Here is a 20,203-nt window from a genome sequence, read left to right as displayed (position 1 = left end):
CGTAGGGTGCCTCGACGGGTGGGGCGCGGCCGGTCCGCTATGCGGGCGGGGACGCCGGACGACGCGCCGGTTGAGCCGGCGGTGCGGCGCCCGGCGGCGTCCGGGTGGGGACGCCCTGAGGGGGGTTCGCCGGTGCGCTCTGGCGGGGGACCTGGTGAGCGGGTGGAGTCTGAGCGGGGCGCTGGGCGGGTGCCTGCGGCGGGCGCTGCTGGGGCTGCTGTGGGGCAGCCTGCCGCTGGGGTGCCGGCTGGTGAGCCTGTGGCGTCTGCTGTGGTGGGGCTTGCTGTGCCTGCTGGGGCGCCTGCTGTGCTGGTGCCTGGTGCGGGGGCCGGGCGGCGGGCGGTCGGCTCGCGGCGCTGGTGACGTGCCGTGCCGTGGGGGACGGCTCCGCGGGTGTCCGGCACCACGGGCAGATCCGCCAGTCGGCGTCCAACTGCTTGGCGCACTTGTGGCAGTGTCCGCGGTCGACCGTCGTGGCACACCACGGACAGACCACCATGCCCTGCTCGACCGGACGCCGGCACGCGGGGCAGCTCGACCCGCCCGAGTGATCCGCGTGGGTGACCCGGATCGCCTCCTCGTAAGTGGTCAGGCCGTGGGCGGCCTTGTCCAGTGCCGCGGCCCGCAACGTCGCCATGCCGGACGCCCGGGCCTGAGCCGAGATCGCCGCCTCGCTCGGGTCGGACAGCAACACCTGACGCATCGCGCCGTCGACCTCGAGCACCTCGTAGACCGCCGTGCGGCCGCGGTAGCCGGTGTCGCCGCACTCCGAGCAGCCGACGCCCTTCATCGGCCGGGCGCCGGCCAGGTCGGCCTTGGTCAGGCCGAGCAGGGTCAGCGTGACGTCGTCCGGCATGTAGGGCGCGGCGCAGGCCTCGCAGGGCCGACGCACCAGGCGCTGGGCGATGGCGCAGGTCAGCGACGAGGCGACCATGAACGGTTCGATGCCCATGTCGACCAGCCGGGTCACCGCCGCGACGGCCGAGTTGGTGTGCAGGGTGGTGAGCACCAGGTGGCCGGTCATGGCGGCCTTGAGGGCCAGCTCGGCGGTCTCGCCGTCACGCACCTCGCCGACCAGGATGATGTCCGGGTCCTGACGCAGGATCGAGCGCAACCCCGCCGCGAAGGTCATGCCCGCCTTGACGTTCACGCCGACCTGCGTGATGCCCGGCAACTGCACCTCGATCGGGTCCTCGAGGGTGACGATGTTCTTCTCGGGGGTGCGGATCTCGGCGATCGCCGAGTAGAGCGTGTTGGTCTTGCCGGATCCGGTCGGTCCGGTGATCAACACCAGCCCCTGCGGGACGGCGAGCGAGGCGTGGAACGTGGCCAGCTGCTTGGTCTCGAAACCCAGACCCTCGAGCGAGGGGATCGCATCGCCGCGGGCCAACAGCCGGATCACGACCTTCTCGCCGTGCAGACTGGGCAGGGTCGAGACCCGGGCGTCGATCGCCATGCCCTCGAGGGAGAACCGGGTGCGCCCGTCCTGCGGGACCCGACGCTCGGCGATGTCCAGCCCAGAGATGATCTTGATGCGGCTGATCACCGGGGTCGCGATCCGTTTCGGCGCGTTCATCACATCGCGCAGCAGACCGTCCACCCGGTAGCGCACCCGCAGCGCGTCGCGCTGCACCTCGACGTGGATGTCGGAGGCCCGGGTGCGCACGGCGTCCGCCAGGATCTGGTTGACCAGCTTGACGATCGGCGCCTCGTCGTCGGCGCCGCCGCTGGGCCCGGCGTCGCCCTCGTCGTCCTCGCCCTCGTCGGTCAGCGCCGCGACGGAGGAGTCGTCCTGCCCCAGCGCCCAGGCGCGGTTGATCTGATCACGGATCTGGGTCTCGGTGGCCACCAGCACGGTGAGCTCGAGCGAGCGGGTGTGCAGCCGCACGTCGTCCAGCGCCAGCACGTTCGTCGGGTCGGCGCAGGCCACCACCAGGCCCTGGGGGGTGCGGTCGAGCACCAGCACCCGGGTGCGTTCGGCGACCTGGCGGGGCAGCAGCCGGACGACGTCCGGCGCCGGCACCGTCTTGGACAGGTCGACCATCTTCAGGCCGAGCAGGTTCGCCAGGCACTCGGCGACGTCACGTTCGGAGGCCAGCCCGAGGTCGGCCACCACCTGGCCGAGCCGGCGGCGATCACCCTGGGCGACCCGTTGGCTCTCGAGGGCCAGGTCGAGCTGCTCCGGTGTGAGCAGCCCGGAATCCACCAGAACATCACCCAGTCGCCGCCGCAGGGGCAGGCCGGGGATCGGGTTCGAGGCGGCGGTCACCCCTCAAGAGTCGGCAGCCGGAGGCTCGGGGTTGACCCATCTGGACACCTCATCGGGGGGCAGCTCGGCCATCACGTCGCGCACCAGCCCGGTGAGCTCGCCGACCGCGATCCGCAGCGACGCGATCTCGCGGGTCAGGTACTCGGTATCGGCCAACGCCCGCTCACTGCGCTGGCGGTCCTGTTCGAAGGACACCCGGTCCCGGTCGGCCTGGCGGTTCTGCGCCAGCAGGATCAGGGGAGCGGCATAGGAGGCCTGCAACGACAGGATCAGCGTGAGCAGTGTGTAGTTCAACGTGCGGGGGTCGAACTGCCAGCGATCCGGCCCCCAGGTGTTCCAGACCAGCCACGCGGCCACGAAGACCGTCATCGCGGCGATGAAGGTGGCCGTACCCATGAACCGGGCGAAGCGCTCGGACCAGCGCCCGAACAGTTCGGGATCGAGGTGCGGCGCCGACAGGCCCCGCCGCTGATCCATCGGGACGTCGAGCCCGCCGCGCTCAGTCGTCATGGGTCCGCCAGTCCTCGGGCAGCAGGTGGTCGAGCACGTCGTCGACGGTGACCACGCCCAGCAGGCTGCCGTCGGCATCGATGACCGGCACCGACACCAGGTCGTAGGTGGCCAGGTGCCGGGTGATGGTGGTCAGTCGGTCGGTCGGATCCAGCGGTTCGACCTCGGTGTCCAGGATGTCGCCGACCGGTGTGGCGGGAGGTTCGCGCAGCATGCGCTGCAGGTGCACCATGCCCAGGTAGCTGCCGGTGGGGGTCTCGAGCGGCTGGCGGCAGACGAACACGCCGATGGCCAGGGTCGGGGCCAGGTCGGCGCGCCGTACCCGCGCCAGCGCCTCGGCGACCGTGGTCTCGGGCGGCAGGATCACCGGCTCGGTGGTCATCATGCCGCCGGCGGTGTCGGAGTCGTAGGCCAACAGCCGCCGTACGTCCTCGGCCTCGCCCGGGTCCATCAGCGCCAGCAGCGACTCGGCCTGTTCGTCGCTCAGCTCGCCGAGCAGGTCGGCGGCGTCGTCCGGCTGCATCGCCTCGAGCACCTCGACCGCACGGTCGTCGCGCAGGCTGGCCAGGATCTCGACCTGGGTGGCCTCGGGCAGCTGCTCGAGCACGTCGGCCAGCCGCTCGACGTCCAGCGCGGCGGTCACCCGCACCCGGTCCTCGGCGGGCATGTCCATCACCGCCTCCGCGGCCTCGGCCGCGCGCAGATCCTCCAGCGAGGCCAGCAGGTCGGAGGTGGCCCGGTCGGGGGCCGAGGGGATCAGGCCGTCCAGCGCGGTGTGGTCGACCAGCTCGGTCTCGCCCCGGCGGCGGGTGAGCCGGGCCAGGCCGGGCACCGCGGCCAGCGCGGCGCCGGCCCGGCCGGCGGGCAGGTGGCGGACATAGATCGTGCTCACCCGCCACTGCCGGGCGCGGGTGAGGGAGATCGCCACGTCCTGGACGACGACCGGCTCGCCGCTGCCGCGCACCTGCACCCGGCGGCCGAGCAGCTGATCGACCACCAGGGTCTCGGTGACCCGTTGCTCGAACCGGCGCAGGTTGACCAGCCCGGTGATGATCAGTTGGCCGGGTTGGATGCTGGTCACCCGGGTCATCGGCAGGAAGACCTGCCGGTGGCCGGGCACCTCGATCACCAGGCCGACGGCGCGGGGGCTGGCGGTCGCTGCGGCGCCGCTGACCACCACGACGTCGCGCACCAGTCCCACCTGGTCGCCGAGGGGGTCGAACACGGCCATGCCGGCCAACCGGGCGACGAACACCCGGTGCGCGGTGGCGGCGTCCGCGTGGTCGGCGTTCAGCGTGAGCGCCGGCGTCGCCCGCCCAGATGCCAGGGGCGGCGGGTCAGAGTGGTGCCCGGGTTGCCCGCGGGCGTGGCGGCCGGGTTGGGTGCCTCGCGGCTGCCGGCCCCGGCGGCGAACACCGTGATCGGATCCAACCGGCTGACCAGGCACCCGGTGGCCCAGCGCCCGGACTGGACGTCTGTGGTGTCCACGCTGTTGAGGCGTGCGCTGGCCAGGGCGGTCACGGCGTCCTGCCAGGCCGGCGTATGGGGGGCCAGCACGGTGCCGGTCGCGGCGAAGACCACCAGCAGGCTGCGGTCGTGCTTGCTCGGCACCTGCACCTCGACGTGGCCGGTCAGCATCGGCAGCATCTGCTCGCCGACGCCGTAGACCACGTGCACCGCCTCGTCGTGCCACACGTGCCAGGCCAGATGAGGGCGGGCGTCCTCCAGCGGGCGCACCCAGATGACCCCGGACTTGGCGCAGGACTCGGCGATCAGCGCGCGCTGTGCCGGGGTCAGATCCGCGCGCGCCGGGACGACGGGGCGAGCGTCGGTGCGTCGCTCACCGAAGAATCCGACCAGCGTCTCGACCTTGCTCACCCTGGCAGGGTGCCACACCAGCGGCCCCACGTCTGCGCGGTGGGTGTGTGGCGGGCACGGGTCAGCCGCGGGCGGCGAAGGACACCTCGGACAGGGCCAGGTCGAGGTACTTGCTGCCGGGGTAGACCGACAGCACCTCGAGGCGCACGTTGGAGGTCTTGCCGAAGGCCCGGGTGAGGGTCTGCGGCGTGCGATCGTCGGGCAGGTCCCAGGTCCACGACCCGGCATCGGTGGTGACCCGCAGGCTGCGGAACCGGCTGTTGAGGGTGAACAGGTCAGAGGTCTTGCCGTTGCTCTGCACCGTCTTCTGATACCCGTTCAGCACGGTGAGGGTGGTGAGGTCGACCGGGTCGGAGAACCGGTAGATGAGCACCATGCCCGGGCCCTTGCCGTCCGCCCGACCGTCGCTGTTCCACGCCGTCTCGGCGCGCCCGTCCAGGGTGTTCTGGGCGGTGTAGGTGACCCCGCCCTCGGCCTCCTGGGTGCTCGAGGCCGAGGCCGTGATCGAGGCAGCCGGGATCGCCACCGGGGTGCCGGTCGGGGCGGCCGCCTCGTCGCCTCGGTCGCCGAACAGGCCGGTCACCAGGGCGCCCAGGATCAACAGCAGGACGCCGACCCCCACGCCGGCACCGATCAGCACCAGCGGCGAGCGCTCGGCGGTGGGTGGGTAGGGCCGGGCATCGACCGACGGGATCGGTGGCGCTGGCCGGATCGGTGGGACCGGCTGGATCGGTGGAGCCGTCGGCACGGGCGGGGCCGCTGACACGGGCGGGGCGGGTGGCATGGGCGGGGCCGCTGACATGGGCGGGGCCGGTGGCATGGGCGAGACCGGGTGACCCGCGGCCGGCGGCACCGGTGCGGGAGGAACCGGTGGCGGAGGGATGACGGCCGCGGGCACCACGGGGACGGACGAGACCACCGTGTCGCGCACGAGACCGGCGATCAGGGCCGCGCCGTCCGCGGTGACCACGGTCGGTGGAGCCGTGACCAGGGCCGGTGGGGCGGTGACCAGGGTCGGGGGGGCCTGGGGTCGGATCAGGCTCGTGCCGTCGTCCGGGTCGTCGAGGTCGTCGAGGTCGGCCAACGAGATGGGTGCCGTGGGCACGTCGAGGGTGGCACCGCACGAGGGGCACCGGGAGGCCGAGATGTGTGAGCGCTGGCCGCAGCCGGCACACAGCGCCCAGACCGTCGTGTCCTCGGCCCCGGCACGGGACGGCGACTGGGCAGGATCGGACATGACACTCCTCGAGGCGGCCACCGAACTCACCTGGCGAGTCCCCCCGGACCGTCTCGACCGTACCCGGGCGACATCGGATCCTGCCAACGAACCAGCTCAGATCACCTCCGCGCCACCTCCTCGTCGGTGATCATGCAATTCGTGCACACCGTCAGATCTGGTAGTGGATCCCGCACTCGGTCTTGGAGCGACCGGCCCAGCGTCCCGACCGGGCGTCCTCGCCCTCGGCCACGGGCTGGGTGCACGGCCAACAGCCGATCGAGGGGTACCCCATCTGGAGCAGCGGATTCGAGATCACGTCCGGGTGGGCGTCCAGGTAGGCATCCAGGTCGTCGTCGGTCCAGGTGGCGATGGGGGCCAGCTTGAGCAGTGAACGCCGGGGGTCCCATTGCACCGTGGGGGTCAGTGCCCGGGAGGGGGAGTCGCTGCGGCGCAACCCGGTCGCCCAGGCCCGATACCCCGACAGTGCCTGGTTCAGCGGCGCGACCTTGCGGACGGCGCAGCAGGCATCGGGGTCGCTGCGGTATTGCCGGCCGTGCTCGGCCTCGTGGGCCACCACACTCTGCTGCGCCCGCACCGTGATCAGACGCACCGGGTAGGTCGTGGCCAGGGCGTCCGCGGTGCCCAGGGTCTCGCCGAAGTGGTAGCCGGTGTCGACGAACAACACGTGCACCCCGGGGACGGCGCGGGAGGCCAGGTGGGCCAGCGCGGTGTCGCCCATGGCCGCGGTGACCGCCAGCTCGCGGCCGAACGCCCGCCCGGCCCACGCCAGCACGGTCAGCGGATCGGCGCCCTCGAGCACCGAGTCGGCGTGTCGGGCGAAGCCGATCGGGTCGTCGGCCAGGGCAGCGGCGACGTCGCTGGGGTCGGTGAGCAGCGAGCCGACCCCCTGACCACGCCGGCTCGGGCCGGCCGGCGCCGGGATCGTGGAGGGGATCGAGGTCGTGGCCGGTTCCGTGATCGAGGTGGCGGCGTCCAGGGCGGTGGCGGTCATGGGGAGTCCTCCGTCGGAATGGTGCGGCGCAGGCCGTGAGGGGTGACGGCGAACAGCCGCAGGCACGACCGGCAGTACCAGTCGCCCACGTGTTCGGCGTCGGTGGGGCGCAGGTCGCTCTCGCCGCAGAACGGACAGTGGTTCACCGCTGCCCTCGCCGCGGCCGACGCCGTGCCGGCGCTCACTGCAGATCCGCCTCGGCGGCTCGTGCCACCCAGGTGGCGAACGCCTCGCCGTCCGTGCGTTGCTCGAGCCAGTGCCGGACGACGCGCTCGACGTAGTCCGGCAGGTCGGCGGCGGTGGTCTTCAGACCGCGCAGCTTGCGGCCGAACCCGCTGCCGCCGTGGGCTTCTGCACTGAGCCCCAACCCGCCGCCCAGGTGGATCTGGAAGCCGTCGACCGTGGCGCCGTCCGGGTCGGCGGGGTTGGCCAACTGAATGCCCTTGAGCCCGATGTCGGCCAATTGCGTTCTGGCGCAAGCGTTCGGGCAGCCGTTGATGTTGATGGACACCTGTGGTGCGTCTGGTGCGAACAACTCGGGCACGTCGGAGAACCGCTTCTCGAGCTGGCCGATCACGTCGATGGCGGTGGCCTTGGTCTCGACGATCGCCAGCTTGCAGAACTCGATCCCGGTGCAGGCCATGGTTCCCCGGCGGAACGTCGAGGTGCGCACCTGCAGGTCGATCGCGTCGAGCTCGTCGACCAGGTCGGCCACCGCCTCGGCCGCGACGTCCAGCACGACCAGCTTCTGGTCGACGGTGAAGCGCACCCGATCGGACCCGGCCCGCTCGACGGCCCCGGCCAGGGCGGTCAGGGTGGCGCCGGAGATTCGTCCGACGGTGGGGGCGGCGCCGACGATGAACCGGCCGCGGCCCTGTGAGGTGACCCCGACGTGGTCGCGTCGTCCCCGAGGCGGTTCGGCGGGCGCCGGGCCGTCGATCAACGGCCGGCCCAGGTAGGCCTCGCTCTCGAGCACCTCACGGAACTTCGCCGCGCCCCAGTCGGCCATCAGGTACTTCAGCCGGGCGCGGTTGCGCAGCCGGCGGTAGCCGTAGTCGCGGAAGATCCGGATCACGCCGTGCCAGACGTCCGGCACCTCGGCCAGCGGCACCCAGGCGCCGAGGCGCTGCGCCAGCGCGGGAGAGGTCGACAGTCCGCCGCCCACCCAGATGTCGAACCCGGGGCCGTGCTCGGGGTGCACCACGCCGACGAACGCGACGTCCTGGATCTCGTGGGCGACGTCCAGGTTCGGGTTGCCCGAGATGGCGGTCTTGAACTTGCGGGGCAGGTTGGCCAGGTCGGGATCGCCGATGAAGCGGCGGGTGATCTCGTCGATCGCGGGGGTGCCGTCGATGATCTCGTCGGCCGCGATGCCGGCCAGCGGCGAGCCCAGGACGACGCGGGGGGTGTCGCCGCATGCCTCGGTGGTGCTCAGCCCGACCGCTTCGAGCGCCTGCCAGATGGCGGGCACGTCCTCGATGCGGATCCAGTGGTACTGGATGTTCTGCCGGTCGGTGATGTCGGCGGTGCCGCGGGCGTAGCGCTGCGAGATGTCGGCGAGGACGCGCAGCTGGGCCAGGTTCACCGCGCCGCCGTCGATGCGTACCCGCAGCATGAAGTACTCGTCGTCCAGTTCGTGCGGCTCGAGGGTGGCGGTGCGTCCGCCGTCGATGCCGGGGCGGCGCTGGGTGTACAGGCCCCACCAGCGCAGCCGGCCGCGCAGATCGCTCGCCTCGATCGAGGCGAAGCCCTGGTGGGCGTAGACCTGTTCCACGCGCTCACGCACGTTGAGTCCGTTGTCGGCTGCCTTGAACTCCTCGTTGGCGTTCAGCGGCTCGGTGGAACCCAGTGCCCACTGGCCCTCGGGGCGGGCGGGGCGGGTGCGGGTGGTGCTCACGCAGAGTCCTCTCGAGATGGGTGACAGCGATGAGCCGGAGCGGGCACGGCGTGGCGATCGAGGACGGGTGGCCGTGATCGCCGCCTGCTGAGGGCAGGGCCGACAGCGCCGGACAGGGCCGGAGGGCCGGACAGGTCAGGCGCGACAGGTGGCGCTGGCGGTGCGCAGCAGGTCGACGTGGTGCCGGCGCACGAGATGGACGCCGCCACCGTCCGGGGCGTTCTGCTGCACGAGGTCCTCCATCGGCCTGGCGGTAGCACCGTCCCGTCATCGGGTGGTTGCTGCGGCGTCGACGAGCCAGGTCTCTCGGCCGCTCTGGATGGGCTCTGGTGACGATACGTAGCGCTGGGTCGCGGGTCAACGCATTGCCATCATGTGAGACGACCGTCTCGACATCTGGCGTCACGTGGGCCGTGCCCCGACAACCGCGCCGAGGCCGGGCTCATTCCCGGCGGTTGCCGCGAGGCCCGCTCCGCTGGAGATCACGTTGAAGATCACGTTGCGGGTTTCCGTCGATCGTGAAGATCACGTTGAGGAGTGCGTGTGCTCGGAAGTGCACGGATCCCTCAACGTGATCTTCAACGTGATCAGGGGAGGGTGACCGGCCCCCGGCCGGGGTCGACCTCGGCGACGGTGTGGGGCCTGGATCCCCTCACGAGGGCCTCACCGCCAGATCGCCGCGCAGGGGTCGACTGGCGGCGTTACCGTCGCTCGATGAGCGAATCGTCGACCTCGGTACCTGCCCGCGACCGACCGATCATGCCCGAGGGGTATGGCGTCCCCGAGACCGACGACGGGCTGGTCGAGTGGTCCGCCGTCGAACAGCTCCTGGTCGAGGCGCCGCAGTACTGGATGTCGACCACCCGCGCGGACGGTCGCCCGCACGTCGTGCCGCGGTGGGGCATCTGGCTCGACGGTCACTTCCTCTACGACGGCTCGCCGGCCACCGTGCACGCCCGCAACCTGGGTGACAACCCCCACTGTGCCCTGCACATCGGCGATGGCTGGGAGGCGGTGATCGTCGAGGGTGTCTCCCGCGCCAGTGAGCCGGTCGCCGGTGAGCTGGGGCAGCGGGTCGCGGCCGAGTTGGGTCGCAAGTACGGCGAGCGCGGCTATGCGCCGTCCGCCGATGCCTGGTCCGGCCCGGACGCCGGCGGCCTGCGCGTGTTCACCCCGCACAAGGCGATGGCCTGGTTCGCCTTTCCCGGCGACGTCACCCGGTTCCATTTCTCGTGATCGAATCGAGGGGTCACGAAAGCACGGTTCGGACGCCCGAAACGGGGCTTTCTCGACCTCTCGATTCGATCATGATCGAGGACGACGCGGGTACCGTGGGGTGATGAGCGCGCACCCGCCGTCCGATGTGGTGTCCGACATCGCCTCACTCGAGGCGATCTACGGGGCATTCCCCGAGGGCGGCCGCCTCAAGGAGACGCCGGTGATCACGCCGTTGCAGCGGCGGTGGATCGAGGCCTCGCCGTTCGTGCTGCTGGCCACGGCGGGCGAGGAGGGACTGGACTGTTCCCCGCGCGGTGACCCGGCGCCCGTCGTCCATGTCGTCGACGAGCACACGCTGCACCTGCCCGACCGGCGGGGCAACAAGCGGCTGGACTCGTTGCGCAACATCGTGCTCGACGGCCGAGTCGGCCTGCTGTTCCTGATCCCGGGCCTGGGGACGACGCTGCGCGTCAACGGAACCGCCGTGCTGCGCACCGATCCCGCCCTGCTCGAGCGGTACGCGATGGCGCGCCTGGACGGGCGCAAACTGCCCCAGACCGTGATCGAGATCGCGGTGCAGACGGTCTACACCCAGTGCCCGAAGGCGCTGATCCGCGCGGACCTGTGGAACCCGCAGCTGCACCGCACCGCCGACGAGCTGCCCACCGTCGGCGCGATCATGGCCGAGATCACCCAGGGCGCCTTCGACGGAGCCACGTACGACGCGAGTTACCCGCAGCGGGTGGCGGACACCATCTACTGAGCCGGTCACTTTCTGAGCCGGCTACCGAGCACGTCGATTCTGACGCCGGTTCAAGACCTCTCGATGGTGCTCGGTGAGCTCATCGGGGTAGCGGGCGAGGGTTGCCAGCAGATCGTTGCGCTCGGCCTGCGTGGTGAACGCGGACAGCTCCCGGTCGAGTCGGCGGGCCTCCGACCGGCCAGCTCGGCGCAGGATGCGTTCGGCGCGTCGCACCACGAGGGCATCGGTGAGGTTGCGGGTCAGGGTCATGGCCACCTCCGCCGCGCGGGTGTGCGTCGCGTCCGGCGACACCCGTTCGACGTTCAGGCTACGTCCGGGTTCGCGCCGTGACCATCGGGTGCGGGTCAGGATGTGGCGCCGGGCTCCTCGCAGGCGTCCAGCCGGTCCGCCAGGTAGCGCGCCTCGGCCTCGTTCGCGGTGAGTTCGATCGCCCGCCGGTACGCCAGCGCGGCTTCCGGCATGCGGTCCAGCCGCCGCAGCAGGTCGGCCCGTGCGGCGTGCAGGTAGCGGTAGTCGGCCAGGTCGCCGCGGGCCGCGATCGCCTCGATGGCTCTCAGCCCGGCCTCGGGGCCGTCGATCATCGAGGTGGCGACGGCGGCGTTGAGGGCGACCACGTCGGTCGGCTGGATCAGCCGCAGTTGGTCGTAGAGCCGGTTGATGCCGACCCAATCGGTGCCGGGCCAGTCCGTCGCCGTGGTGTGCAACCCCGCGATGGCGGCCTCGAGTTGGTAGGCGCCCACGTGTCCCAGCGCCAGCGCGCGCGACAGCACGGCCTGGCCCTCGGCGATCAGGGCGCGATCCCAGCGGGTTCGGTCCTGGTGCTCGAGCAGCACCAGGCGTCCCGCGTCGTCCAGCCGGGTGCGGCGCCGGGCGTCGGTGAACAGCATCAGGGCCTGCAGCCCGAGGGTCTCGGCCAGCGCCACGATCCGTTCGTGGTCGCCGGTGCCGGAGACGGGCAACTGGGCGAGCAGGTCGGCGAGCAGCCCGGCCAGCCACCGCGCCTCGTCACACAGGTCGCCGCGGATCAGGGCGGGCCCCTCGGCGGCGGTGTGGCCCTCGGTGAAGATCAGGTAGATCACACGCAGCACTTCGTCGCTGCGGCTCGGCAGCTGGTCGCGCGCCGGGACGGCGAACGGGACACCCGCCGTCCGGATCTTCGCCTTGGCCCGCACCAGGCGTTTGGCCAGGGTCGGTGTCGGCACCAGAAAGCTCGCCGCGATCTGCCCGGTCGACAGACCACACACCTCGCGCAGCGTCAGTGCCATGCGGGAGGCCGGGTCGAGCGAGGGGTGGCAGCAGCCGAAGATCAGGGCCAGTTGGTCGTCGACCAGCTCCCCGGCGGGTCGGGGGCCGTGATCGGACGTCGCGAGCTCGGCCAGGGCGGGCAGCCGGGCGGTGAATCGCTGATCCCGCCGGATCCGGTCGATGGCCCGGCGTCGGGCCGTGGTGAGCAGCCAGGCCCCCGGCCGCTCCGGCGTGGTGCCGGGTCCCCAGCGGGCGGCGGCCTCGACGAAGGCATCCTGCGCCGACTCCTCGGCCAGGTCCAGGTCGCCCAGGTCGCGGCGCAGCGTGGCCACGAGGACCGGCCACTGCGCCGCGAAGACCTGGGCGACCCGAGAGGTGATCACGATCAGGTGGTCTCAGCCGTGCTCAGGCGCCGGCGGGCGCGCCGAGCGTGCTCAGGTCGACCACGGGGCGCACCTCGACCGAGCCGTAGCGCGCGGTGGGAGCCTTCGTGCCCCAGGCCAGCGCGGCGTCCAGGTCGGGGACGTCGACGATGTAGTACCCACCGAGCACCTCCTTGGTCTCGGCGAACGGACCATCGGTGGTGACCGTCCCGCCGTCCCCGGTCGTGATGGTGGTCGCGGAGGTCACCGGGTGCAGCGGGTCACCGGCGATCATCACGCCGGCCTCGACCATCGCCTGGGTGTAGGCGAACCACTCCTGCATCTCGGCGGCCGCCTCCGGGGTTCCGTCCGCGGGGCCGGCGTCGGGCGCGGAGTAGAGCAAGAACATGTAGCGCATGAGGTCCTCCAGGGTGGGTGAGCGCCGCTGGTGCGATGCTCGCTTGCCCGTACGACGAACAGCATCCCCAGGTTTGGACAGCCCCGCCCAATCCCATGTCGCGACGCGCTGGACGCCGGGCCTGGGGTGCGCACACCAGCTCCTCGGTGATCATGCAATTCGTGCACACTGTCGGACAATCCGCCGGCCCGGTGTCGGCCGGTGCGGGGCATCTGAGCTACCCGACTGGGCACTGACGCAGCGGCAGGTCACTGTCGCCCCGATATGCCAGGGCCACAGTGACTCCAACTCGGCCACAGTGACTCCAACCCGGCCACAGTGGGAGGGATGTCGGACCAGCAGGGCCGAAGTTCGATCCGCCCCCCACCCCGCGCCTCAGGCAGGACTCATCGGGCCTGCTCTGGGTCTGGCTGCTCCCTGTCCTTGCCGAGGGCCTCGCGGGTCGTCCGCGAGGCAGCGACGTATCGGCGGGTGGACGGCCAGAGCAGACAGGCGATCCCCGCGATCTCGAACGATGCCTTCTGCGGACGGAGGTGGGCGTCGTCCAGGGCGCTGGACCACACGCGGTAGCTGCCCATTGCTGCCAAGACCAGCAGCGAGATCACCCACCATCGTCGATCCGCCCGCACGCTCGCGAGACCGACCAGACCGACGTCGCCGACAGAGGCGTCGATGACCGACATCACGAGCGCGAAGACGGCGAACGCCCCGGTCAGGACTCCCTCCAGGGTGAGGATCCCGACCGCCCAGTCGAACCCTCGCGGCGTCGGCTCGGGCCGAGAGCGCGGGGTGCCTGGCGGCCGCGTCGTCATCGAACGAGTATCCCGCTGTGGTCCTCACCGCCCTCACCGCCCTCACCCCCAACCCACCCCCAACCCGCCCATGCTCCGCAGGTGTCGCGCGAAGGCCTGATGACATCGCTGTCACGCGTCACCCGCGGAGTATGGGCGGTCACCTGCGGAGTATGAGCGGGTTTGGTTCGGGCTCGGTGGGTGGTGGGGTTCACATCTCAGCCCGGGGCCAGACGCGGCTGGGGTGGCGATACTCGATGGCACCTGCGCCGTGACGCACCTGCACTTTCCACGAAGGGGTGGACACCACCATGGGACGTCTCCAGCACACCGAAGGGCTGACCGCCGACCAGCGCGAGATGTTGAAGCTGGTCAAGGAGTTCGTCGACGAACAGATCATCCCGGTGGCCACCGAGCTGGAACACAAGGACGAGTACCCCAGCGAGATCGTCGAGGGCATGAAGGAGATGGGTGTCTTCGGCCTGATGATCCCCGAGGAGTACGGCGGGCTGGGGGAGTCGCTGCTGACCTACGCCCTGGTGGTGGAGGAGATCGCCCGCGGCTGGATGAGCGTCTCGGGCATCATCAACACCCACTTCATCGTGGCCTACATGCTGATTCAGCACGGCACGCCGGAGCAGAAGGCGCACTACCTGCCGAAGATGGCCACCGGTGAGATCCGCGGCGGGTTCTCGATGAGCGAGCCGCACTGTGGGTCGGACGTCTCGGCGATTCGTACCAAGAGCACGCAGGAGGCCGACGGCACCTGGAGCATCAACGGTCAGAAAATGTGGCTGACCAACGGTGGCTCGTGCAACCTCGTCGCGGTGCTGACCAAGACCGACCTCGGCGCGAACTCGGTCTACAAGAACATGACCACCTTCCTGGTCGACAAGACCTCCGGCTTCGGCGAGACCGCGCCCGGCCTGACCGTGCCCGGCAAGATCGAGAAGATGGGCTACAAGGGCGTCGACACCACCGAGTTGGTCTTCGACGGCTACCGGACCACCGACGCGCAGATCCTCGGGGGCGTACCGGGCAAGGGCTTCTACCAGATGATGGACGGCGTCGAGGTCGGCCGCGTGAACGTCGCCGCCCGCGCGTGCGGCCTGGCGATGCGGGCCTTCGAGCTCGGCATCCGCTACTCCCAGCAGCGCGAGACGTTCGGCAAGAAGATCGCCGAGCACCAGGCGGTGCAGTTCCGCCTGGCCGAGATGGCGATCAAGGTCGAGGCCGCCCACCAGATGATGATCATGGCCGCCCGCAAGAAGGACGCCGGCGAGCGCAACGACCTCGAGGCCGGCATGGCCAAGTACCTGGCCAGTGAGTACTGCCGGGACGTCGTCGAGGATTCCTTCCGGATCCACGGCGGCTACGGGTACTCCAAGGAGTACGAGATCGAGCGGCTCTACCGCGAGGCGCCGATGCTGCTGATCGGTGAGGGTACGGCCGACATCCAGCGCATGATCATCGGACGACGGTTGCTGGAGGACTACGCCCTCGAGGGCTGAGCCTCAGCGGTTGCGGGTGTGCCGCCCGCGGGCCGGTCCGGCCCCGGGCGGCAGCGGCAGGCTGCCGAATGCCGCGTGCCGCGGCTGGATCGGGCGCCCCGACCCGTCGAGCACCGGCAGGGCAGCGGTGTCGGGCGAGCCGGGCGTGCCGGCGGTGTCAGGGGTGTCGTGGTCGTCGTGCAGCAGCGACTCGGCGGCCAGTGCCTCGGGGGGCAGCCGCAGGATCGAGCGCAGGGTCAGGAACCACAGCGGGATCAGCAGGGCCTGGTTGGCCGCCAGACCCCAGGCGGCGCCCACCACACCGCCCACCGCGGCCCCACCCAGCATCAGGCTGAGCACGAGCGGTGCCTCGACCGTCATCAGCTTGAAGGTGCGCCGGGCCATACCCATCGCGTAGATGGTGACCGCCGGTCCGAGGCAGGCCCGGGCTGCGGCCGAGCCCAGGGCGATGGGTAGCAGCACCGTGCTCGGGCCGTCCCAGTTGGCCCGGAAGATGAGCCGGCCCACGTCGTCCGGCATGAGCCACAGCACGGCGGTGTAGGCCAGCGCGACGGTGAGCATGGCGGCGCTCGCCGCCGTGGCGATCTTCCATCGGGTGCGCACGCTCAGCCACGAACGCCGGGCCAGCTCGGGCAGCGTGAAGGTGAACATCGCCGAGCTCAGGGTCTCGAGCGGCCCGACCAGCACCTGGGCGCCGCGGATCGCCGACACTGCGCCCTCACCGACCATCGCCCCCACGATCAGGAAGCCGCCGGTGAACGCGCCGGAGGTGAGCAGGTTCTCGGCCAGGAAGAACCGCGACAGGTTCCACGATCGGCGGATCCAGGCAGGGGCGGCCCGCAGATCGGGGACGACGCGCAGTTGGGTCAACGCGAGCAGCACGCACACCGCGGCGCCACCACCCCAGGCCAGCACCAGGTAACCGACATCCGCGTGCCCGAAGTGGATCAGCGCCGCGATGGCACCGAACTGGATGACCGCCCAGAGACCGTCGTTGAGTGCGGCCTGTTTGGCCTGCGACTGGGCGAAGAAGGCATTGCGGCAGGCGTCCTGCATGATCAGGGCGGGGAGCACCACGGCGAGTGCCAACAGCGATTGGTGCAGCGGGCCGTCCACCAGCAGCCCGACCCCGGCGATCACCGCCGAGGCGGCCAGGGTGATCGCCACGATGAAGCCGAAGGCCTGTCGCAGGGCGGTGCGCCACGGCGCCCCCTCGCTGTCACTGAACCGGACGCTGAGCACCTGGCCCACCAGTGCCCGGCCGATGCCGATCATCAACGTGAAGATGTAGAAGGCGTTGGTGAAGGCATCGAGGCGGCCCTTGCTGACCGATCGGGCCAGCACGATGAACAGCAGCGTGTTGGTGGCGGCGGTGATGACCTGGTCGGCGAGGTTCCAGCTGGCCTTGCGTGCGAGTTTGGCCACGCGCGAGCCGGACGGCGCCGGCTCGGGTCCGGCGGTGGACTCCTCGGATCCGAAGGGGGGCAGATTGCGCAGATCGGGCAGTTCGATCCGGCCGGTGGCCGGGGGTCGTCCGTCCGGGCCGACCTCGATCGGGCCATGCCCGCTCGGCGCCGCCCGGTGGAGAGTCACACGGTCAGTGTCTCAGGCCGAGGCGTGCCATCTCAGGCCAGTCCCCGGATGGGCGGGCCGGGCAGCGGTAGGCCAGGATGGGACCATGTCGAACTTGGGACCGATGGGCCGTCAGCGCCAGCCTGGGCTGCCGACGCCGCCGCGGGGTGAACCGATTGCGCGGTACGGCACCTACCTCGAGGCGCAGCGAGCGGTCGACTTCCTCTCGGACAATCACTTCCCGGTGCAGTTCGTGACCATCGTGGGCAGTGGGCTGCGCATGGTCGAGCGGGTGACCGGTCGGCTGAGCTACGGGCGGGTTGCCATCGCGGGGGCGGCGTCCGGCGCCTGGTTCGGGTTGTTCGTCGGATTGCTGCTGACCTTGTTCGGCTCGGACTACCCCGGGGGATTCGTGGTGGCCTCGATGCTCATCGGTGGCGCCTTCGGCATGCTCTTCGGGGTGATCTCGTATGCGCTGACCGGTGGCCGGCGCGACTTCACCTCGACCAGCCAGATCGTGGCCAGCGAGTATGAGGTGCTCTGCATGCCGGAGCACTCTCGGGCTGCCACCGACCTGCTCTCCAAGTTGCCGGGTGGTCCCGGGTTGTCCCGAGGCCCGGGGGGCGCCTTCGCAGAGCAGAATCCGATGGGATCGCCGTACCCGATGGGACAGCAGCCCCCGATGGGGCAACCGGGCTGGCCCTCGCCGGGGCAGTTCGGCCCGCCGCCGACCGGTGCGCCGTCCCCGGGTCCGGGCCCGGGTGAGCCCTGCGGGCCACCGCATCCGACGGGGTGGACGCCGTCCCAGCCCGTGACCTCCCCACCGGGTGCGCCTGCCTCGCCCGCCACCCCGGACTCGCCGCCGACCGGTCTGACCTACGGCGAGGTGATGGAGCAACGCCGCCTCGAGGCTCGGGAGAAGGCCGATCGTGAGGCCCGCGAGGCCCGGGAGGCCCGTGAGGCCGCCGACCGCGACACCCGCCCCCTCCCCGAGGCGCCCGAGGCCTGAGCCTTCCCACCCACCCCCGTCATGATCACCGTCTGGGATCCAGTTTGTGGTGTTTCTGTCCCGAATCCGGAGTCCAAACGGTGATCATGAGCGGGTGCTGAGGGCTCTGCGGATCTGGTCCACGACGGAGTCCGCGCGCTGGGTGAGGTCCCACCAGGTGAAGCGCAGGACGAGGTAGCCCGCCGCCAGCAGTCGGTTCTGTCGTTCGCGGTCCTGTTGGAAGACGCGAGCATCGGAATGGGCACGCCTGCCATCAATCTCGACCACGACCCGCTCTGCGCGGAACAAGACGTCCACCACGCCGATGAGGCCCACGTCGTCGAACACCTTCTGGCCGGCGGCCCACCCGGCGAGGCCGCCTCGGCGCAGGATCTGGTGGAACAGATCCTCGGCCGCGCTCACGGCGCCGGTCCGCACGACGCGGGCGAGACGCAGGAGTTGAGGTACGCCGTGTCGTCCGGTCCCGGAGCGAATCACGTCGAGGATCAGGTCGCGAGTCAGGATGTCGCGGGTGCTGAGCCAGGCATACAGATCCAGGGCGCGGGGCCAGTCGAGGGTGGCGAGACAGTCGAGGGCGGTGGTCCGCAACGAGGTGCACGGCAGGCCGCGCACGGTGGTCGGCTCGTCCAGCGTCCACGGGGATCGGTGCACTCGGATCCCCGACGCGCGTCGCCGTCCGGGTGGCGCGTAGACGTCAACGGGTGCTTCCAGGTGCACCGGTAGCCCGTGCATGGCACCGGCGAGGGTGCGGCACGGGACGACGTCCGGCCAGGTCAGATGGGTGGCCCAAGCCAGCTGCCAGGGGCCGACAGGGCCGTCGAGTGCGGCCAGGCCGCGACCGGCGATCTGCTGCCAGCCGCCGCGCGTGAGTCGGTGACGGATCTGGTCGGGAGTCCAACCCTCGTCGCGAGCTTGCGCCGCCGTGAACACGCCTGCCTGGCGCGCGGAGATGGACGGCGTGCCGGTTCGGTGGCTCCCCATGTCGCGCAGCCTCGCCTGAAGGGGAAGCCGCGGTGGCCCTTGCCGAGCCGGCCTGTGGACAGTGGGACGACGCGGCGCCTCTGGGGACGCATCGCGGTGCTCGTCGCGAGGCCCAGCACTGCGCGTTTCGCGCCCCGCATCCCCTCACCCCCCCGCCCCATCCATGATCATCGTTTGGACTCCGGATCCGGGACAAAAACACCGGAATCTGGATCCCAAACGGTGATCTTAGGGAGGTGGGAGGTGGGAGGTGGGAGGTGGGAGGTGGGAGGTGGGAGGTGGGAGGTGGGAGGTGGGAGGTGGGAGGTGAGAGGCGGGGGAGAGGGGAGGTGGCGTGGCGCTCAGAGCCAGCCGTTGCGGCGGAAGCCTCGGAACAGCGTGCCGCAGATGGTGAGCATCACCAGCGACACGATGGGGTAGCCCCACTGGTTGTGCAGCAGGGGGATGTAGTCGAAGTTCATGCCGTACACCCCGGCGATCATCGTGGGCACCGCCGCGATCGCGACCCAGGCCGAGATCTTGCGCATGTCCTCGTTCTCGCTGACGGTCAGGCGTGCCAGGCCCGCCTGCAGGATCGAGCCGAGCAGTTCGTCGTAGCTCTGCACCTGCTCACGCACCCGGATCAGGTGGTCCTCGACGTCGCGGAAGTACTCGCGGATGTCGGGGTGCACCAGGCCCTGGGCGCGGTGGGCCAGTTCGTGCAGCGGCCCGGCGAGCGGGCTCACGGTGCGCTTCATCTCGATGATGTCGCGCTTGAGCTGATAGATGCGCTCGACATCGGTGATGCGACGCTGGGTGAAGACCGAGGTCTCGATCTCCTCGATGTCCTCGTTGACCTGGTCGACCACGGCCAGGTAATCGTCGACCACCTTGTCGCAGACGGCGTGCAGCACGGCGGACGGCCCCAGGGCCAGCTGCTCGGGGTCCTGCTCGAGCCGGCGCCGCAACCCCCGCATCGAGGCATGACGACCGTGGCGCACCGTCACCGCGTAGTACTCGCCGAGGAAGACCATGACCGTGCCGGTCTCGACGATGTCGCCGCCGTCCAGCCCCTCACCGATGCGGTCGTCGCGGTCGATGTAGGCCAGCGAGCGCAGCGCGAGGAAGAGCATGTCGTCGTAGCGCTCGATCTTGGGCCGCTGCTTGTTGTTGGAGGCGTCCTCGAGGGCCAGTTCGTGCAGGTCGAAGACCTCACCGAGCTGGTTCAGCTGGTTGGTGGTCGGCTCGTGCAGCCCCAGCCAGATGAAGCCCTCACCCGAGCGGGCCACGGCGCAGGCAGCGTCGAAATCCTGGTGTTCCTGGCGGATGCCCTCGATGTAGAGCGCCCAGTCGACCGCAGCGTCGAGCAGCAGGCGATTGGACTCGGGGGGTGTGGCAGCGGCGGTCATCGCCGGGCGTCGTCCGTTGACGGTCTTGGTCGCCGCGACGAGGGGGCGCAGCGGAATGGTCCGCGCAGCCAGGGGCAGGGTGCGGGCGAGAGGGCGGGACGGGCGGGCCATGGCGGGTCACCTCCGGGGAAAGCAGCCCGGTGACGCACCACGCGTGACG

At 71.0% G+C, this 20,203-nt stretch carries 19 protein-coding genes and 1 riboswitch; of the genes, 4 read left to right on the top strand and 15 right to left on the bottom strand.

The features are described from left to right. Positions 1-37: 37 nt before the first annotated feature. The 8 genes from tadA to IPK24_24620 all read right to left on the bottom strand — a co-directional run bounded on the left by tadA (position 38) and on the right by IPK24_24620 (position 8,785). Positions 38-2,269, bottom strand: coding sequence for a Flp pilus assembly complex ATPase component TadA (gene tadA / locus IPK24_24655; GenBank protein ID MBK8078647.1), 2,232 nt, complete (start codon positions 2,267-2,269; stop codon positions 38-40). A 3-nt stretch (positions 2,270-2,272) separates the two neighbouring features. After that, positions 2,273-2,779 carry a DUF1003 domain-containing protein gene (locus IPK24_24650; protein MBK8078646.1) on the bottom strand — a complete coding sequence of 169 codons (507 nt, stop codon included), beginning with the start codon at positions 2,777-2,779 and terminating at the stop codon, positions 2,273-2,275. After that, positions 2,769-4,010 carry a magnesium transporter gene (locus IPK24_24645; protein MBK8078645.1) on the bottom strand — a complete coding sequence of 414 codons (1,242 nt, stop codon included), beginning with the start codon at positions 4,008-4,010 and terminating at the stop codon, positions 2,769-2,771. The genes IPK24_24650 and IPK24_24645 overlap by 11 nt, the downstream gene beginning before the upstream one ends. Before the next feature lie 59 nt (positions 4,011-4,069). Further along, positions 4,070-4,657 (bottom strand): hypothetical protein, encoded by a 588-nt coding sequence (locus IPK24_24640; protein MBK8078644.1) that lies wholly within the window; start codon positions 4,655-4,657, stop codon positions 4,070-4,072. 61 nt (positions 4,658-4,718) lie between these two features. Beyond that, positions 4,719-5,894: a hypothetical protein gene (locus IPK24_24635; protein MBK8078643.1), complete on the bottom strand. Its 1,176-nt coding sequence runs from the start codon at positions 5,892-5,894 to the stop codon at positions 4,719-4,721. 151 nt (positions 5,895-6,045) lie between these two features. After that, on the bottom strand, positions 6,046-6,888 hold the full coding sequence (locus tag IPK24_24630) for a phosphoadenylyl-sulfate reductase (GenBank protein MBK8078642.1): 843 nt from the start codon (positions 6,886-6,888) through the stop codon (positions 6,046-6,048). Then, the gene (locus tag IPK24_24625; protein ID MBK8078641.1) at positions 6,885-7,073 is read right to left on the bottom strand and encodes a hypothetical protein; all 189 of its coding nucleotides are present in this window, start codon (positions 7,071-7,073) and stop codon (positions 6,885-6,887) included. Before IPK24_24625 ends, IPK24_24630 begins: the two co-directional genes overlap by 4 nt. Next, complete coding sequence (locus IPK24_24620) at positions 7,070-8,785, bottom strand: nitrite/sulfite reductase (GenBank protein ID MBK8078640.1); 1,716 nt, start codon at positions 8,783-8,785, stop codon at positions 7,070-7,072. The genes IPK24_24625 and IPK24_24620 overlap by 4 nt, the downstream gene beginning before the upstream one ends. A gap of 236 nt (positions 8,786-9,021) precedes the next feature. After that, a riboswitch (SAM riboswitch) is annotated at positions 9,022-9,111 on the bottom strand. 388 nt (positions 9,112-9,499) lie between these two features. Between IPK24_24620 and IPK24_24615 the strand changes: the two genes are divergently transcribed. After that, positions 9,500-10,021 carry a pyridoxamine 5'-phosphate oxidase family protein gene (locus IPK24_24615; protein MBK8078639.1) on the top strand — a complete coding sequence of 174 codons (522 nt, stop codon included), beginning with the start codon at positions 9,500-9,502 and terminating at the stop codon, positions 10,019-10,021. A 103-nt stretch (positions 10,022-10,124) separates the two neighbouring features. After that, positions 10,125-10,766 (top strand): pyridoxamine 5'-phosphate oxidase family protein, encoded by a 642-nt coding sequence (locus IPK24_24610; protein MBK8078638.1) that lies wholly within the window; start codon positions 10,125-10,127, stop codon positions 10,764-10,766. Positions 10,767-10,787: 21 nt separating this feature from the next. Here IPK24_24610 and IPK24_24605 read toward each other — a convergent pair whose 3' ends face one another. The 4 genes from IPK24_24605 to IPK24_24590 all read right to left on the bottom strand — a co-directional run bounded on the left by IPK24_24605 (position 10,788) and on the right by IPK24_24590 (position 13,603). Beyond that, positions 10,788-11,057: a hypothetical protein gene (locus tag IPK24_24605; protein ID MBK8078637.1), complete on the bottom strand. Its 270-nt coding sequence runs from the start codon at positions 11,055-11,057 to the stop codon at positions 10,788-10,790. 53 nt (positions 11,058-11,110) lie between these two features. Further along, positions 11,111-12,400 (bottom strand): hypothetical protein, encoded by a 1,290-nt coding sequence (locus tag IPK24_24600; GenBank protein MBK8078636.1) that lies wholly within the window; start codon positions 12,398-12,400, stop codon positions 11,111-11,113. A gap of 16 nt (positions 12,401-12,416) precedes the next feature. After that, positions 12,417-12,791 (bottom strand): YciI family protein, encoded by a 375-nt coding sequence (locus IPK24_24595; protein ID MBK8078635.1) that lies wholly within the window; start codon positions 12,789-12,791, stop codon positions 12,417-12,419. 386 nt (positions 12,792-13,177) lie between these two features. Further along, positions 13,178-13,603: a hypothetical protein gene (locus tag IPK24_24590; GenBank protein MBK8078634.1), complete on the bottom strand. Its 426-nt coding sequence runs from the start codon at positions 13,601-13,603 to the stop codon at positions 13,178-13,180. Between the two features lie 290 nt (positions 13,604-13,893). On the opposite strand from IPK24_24590, the gene IPK24_24585 reads away from it, so the two are divergent. Beyond that, positions 13,894-15,093, top strand: coding sequence for an acyl-CoA dehydrogenase family protein (locus tag IPK24_24585; GenBank protein MBK8078633.1), 1,200 nt, complete (start codon positions 13,894-13,896; stop codon positions 15,091-15,093). Positions 15,094-15,096: 3 nt separating this feature from the next. Here the strand turns inward: IPK24_24585 and IPK24_24580 are convergent, their stop codons facing one another. Beyond that, positions 15,097-16,686: a hypothetical protein gene (locus IPK24_24580; GenBank protein ID MBK8078632.1), complete on the bottom strand. Its 1,590-nt coding sequence runs from the start codon at positions 16,684-16,686 to the stop codon at positions 15,097-15,099. 85 nt (positions 16,687-16,771) lie between these two features. Between IPK24_24580 and IPK24_24575 the strand changes: the two genes are divergently transcribed. Beyond that, positions 16,772-17,674, top strand: coding sequence for a hypothetical protein (locus IPK24_24575; protein MBK8078631.1), 903 nt, complete (start codon positions 16,772-16,774; stop codon positions 17,672-17,674). Positions 17,675-17,758: 84 nt separating this feature from the next. Here IPK24_24575 and IPK24_24570 read toward each other — a convergent pair whose 3' ends face one another. Both IPK24_24570 and IPK24_24565 read right to left on the bottom strand, forming a co-directional pair. Continuing rightward, the gene (locus IPK24_24570; GenBank protein ID MBK8078630.1) at positions 17,759-18,655 is read right to left on the bottom strand and encodes a DUF559 domain-containing protein; all 897 of its coding nucleotides are present in this window, start codon (positions 18,653-18,655) and stop codon (positions 17,759-17,761) included. A 341-nt stretch (positions 18,656-18,996) separates the two neighbouring features. Then, positions 18,997-20,154 (bottom strand): magnesium and cobalt transport protein CorA, encoded by a 1,158-nt coding sequence (locus IPK24_24565; protein MBK8078629.1) that lies wholly within the window; start codon positions 20,152-20,154, stop codon positions 18,997-18,999. Positions 20,155-20,203: the final 49 nt, after the last annotated feature.

Source organism: Kineosporiaceae bacterium (genome assembly GCA_016713225.1).
GTDB lineage: Bacteria > Actinomycetota > Actinomycetes > Actinomycetales > Kineosporiaceae > JADJPO01.
Note: the sequence above shows the minus strand (reverse complement) of the source record. Positions and strands in the feature narration are given on the sequence as shown.

Coding starts and splice junctions, on each gene's coding strand:
- IPK24_24650 (MBK8078646.1), bottom strand. CDS start 2,779: ATGACGACTGAGCGCGGCGGGCTCGACGTCCCGATGGATCAGCGGCGG.
- IPK24_24645 (MBK8078645.1), bottom strand. CDS start 4,010: ATGGCCGTGTTCGACCCCCTCGGCGACCAGGTGGGACTGGTGCGCGAC.
- IPK24_24635 (MBK8078643.1), bottom strand. CDS start 5,894: ATGTCCGATCCTGCCCAGTCGCCGTCCCGTGCCGGGGCCGAGGACACG.
- IPK24_24630 (MBK8078642.1), bottom strand. CDS start 6,888: ATGACCGCCACCGCCCTGGACGCCGCCACCTCGATCACGGAACCGGCC.
- IPK24_24615 (MBK8078639.1), top strand. CDS start 9,500: ATGAGCGAATCGTCGACCTCGGTACCTGCCCGCGACCGACCGATCATG.
- IPK24_24610 (MBK8078638.1), top strand. CDS start 10,125: ATGAGCGCGCACCCGCCGTCCGATGTGGTGTCCGACATCGCCTCACTC.
- IPK24_24595 (MBK8078635.1), bottom strand. CDS start 12,791: ATGCGCTACATGTTCTTGCTCTACTCCGCGCCCGACGCCGGCCCCGCG.
- IPK24_24590 (MBK8078634.1), bottom strand. CDS start 13,603: ATGACGACGCGGCCGCCAGGCACCCCGCGCTCTCGGCCCGAGCCGACG.
- IPK24_24585 (MBK8078633.1), top strand. CDS start 13,894: ATGGGACGTCTCCAGCACACCGAAGGGCTGACCGCCGACCAGCGCGAG.
- IPK24_24575 (MBK8078631.1), top strand. CDS start 16,772: ATGTCGAACTTGGGACCGATGGGCCGTCAGCGCCAGCCTGGGCTGCCG.
- IPK24_24570 (MBK8078630.1), bottom strand. CDS start 18,655: ATGGGGAGCCACCGAACCGGCACGCCGTCCATCTCCGCGCGCCAGGCA.
- IPK24_24565 (MBK8078629.1), bottom strand. CDS start 20,154: ATGGCCCGCCCGTCCCGCCCTCTCGCCCGCACCCTGCCCCTGGCTGCG.